This window comes from Clostridium guangxiense (assembly GCF_021043395.1).
In the GTDB taxonomy this organism is placed as follows: Bacteria; Bacillota; Clostridia; order Clostridiales; family Clostridiaceae; genus Clostridium_S; species Clostridium_S guangxiense.
This window is the reverse complement of the sequence record NZ_JAJNKE010000092.1, coordinates 1-1,796: the sequence shown is the minus strand read 5'-3', so window position 1 is coordinate 1,796 and position 1,796 is coordinate 1. Positions and strand designations below refer to the sequence as shown.

Here is a 1,796-nt window from a genome sequence, read left to right as displayed (position 1 = left end):
AAGTCCAGCTAAGAAATGTCAATAAGAAATAAAAAATAATTATTATTTTTATGAGATTAAAAAAGGTTAACTTTAATAAACCTTTTGACTAACTGTCAAAAAATAAAATTTGGTTATGGAATTATACTACGCAGCGAAGCCGTATTTCGCTTTGCGGTAATTCTTTTGGTGGTCTTCTGGTGTTATGATTTTGAACTCTTTTTCATCACGAAGAATGGCAAATACAATGTTACAAACTTTATGCATAACAGCTCCTAGAGCTACCATTTTAGGTTTACTCTTACATTTCAAAATATAGTAGTCTCGAAGTACAGGATTTTTGGCAGAACCATCTTTGTTTTTGCTGATGCTGATTAAAGCCATAGTGTGGATAACTCTTCTTGCAATTGGAGAACCTCGTTTTGACATACTGATTTGTGTACCATTAAATTTACCAGATTGTTTTACTGCTGGATCCAAACCAAAGTAAGCAAAAAGCTGCTTAGGTGACTTAAATGCAGAGAAATCTCCGATTTCTCCCATTAGACTTACAGCAGAAAGAAAACCTGCACCTTTGTATGATTCAATTAAGTGAATTTGTTTAACAAAATTAGTACCTTCGTTTGCATCGATAAGTGTATGCATATCTAAGAGTATTGAAGAAATCTCTTCATCATACTTTCTAATGAAGCTTATGTATAAACGAATGCGCTTAAAATTACTACTTACAGCATGTCCAAAAGTAAGAGCATCATTAGCAGCTTGGATAATAGAATGATATTTAGTATAAGCATAATTAGGTCCAAAGCGTGCAGTAAGACGTATGGAGTTTACTATTTCATCTTTTGGAGCTGCTAAAAAGGCATCTGGAGATGTATATTTCTCAAGCAATGTCATTGCTGTGTTTGTAGTTATTTTAGAAAAAATTTTCAAATACTGTGGAAAAACCATTCGGAGTTCACTCTGCAATTTATTCACATAAGCAGAGCGATTATCCATCAGGTCATAATATTCTCTTGATAAATTTCTTAAATCAAGAGCGAGGTCTGATGGCATAAGAGAAACTTTTAAATCTGGCTTTAAACCAATTAAGGCAGCTTTTTTTGAATCAAATTTGTCATTATGTACTTTTCTGATGTTAATGTTTGTGCTATTCTTAGTGATGATAGGATTAATAACGTTGGTGTTAAATCCATTGTCACGAAGATAGCAGAAGAGTGGGTAATGATAAATTCCCGTGGATTCTAGGAAAATGCGACTTTCCAAAGAATACAGCTCTTCTGCTTCTTTTATTTTAGAAACAGCAATAGCAAGGGAATTTAAATCAGAATGTAGGATTTTAAAAGGTTTTCCTACAAATGTTTGGTTGGGAAGGGCAATAGACATCCAACTGAAGTCTGCACCAACATCAATCCCAACGGAGATAAATAAATTATATTTAATAATGTTTGACATGAGCGATAGCTCCTTTCTGATAGGAATCCATTTCCAAGCAATGAGTACACATCCTAGCATGTGATACGGGTATAGCCTGAGGCTCCCAACCAGCTAATCATAAAACCTCATTGAATGGACTAATTGACTTAATCACAGGTATAGATCAGTAGTAACTGACTTCCCAAGGAGGCGAACATTATTTGTCCTATCGTTGAAGATTATACTTTATGAAAAGTCTGGAGTCTATAAGGAACCGTCAGACGTATTAAATTATACAAGTAACATCTGATGAAGGAGGAAGTCCTTCTTCCGTTACTCAGTTTAGAAATTTATGAAGAAAAGAATAGCCCTTAGTGGCTATATCATTATTATACTAGGAG

The 1,796-nt window shown here is 34.1% G+C and carries 1 protein-coding gene; it reads right to left on the bottom strand.

The genetic code is table 11. The features are described 5' to 3' along the window. Window positions 1-126 precede the first annotated feature (126 nt). Complete coding sequence (locus LQK79_RS20755) at window positions 127-1,434, bottom strand: IS110 family RNA-guided transposase (RefSeq protein ID WP_053243626.1); 1,308 nt, start codon at window positions 1,432-1,434, stop codon at window positions 127-129. Window positions 1,435-1,796 lie beyond the last annotated feature (362 nt).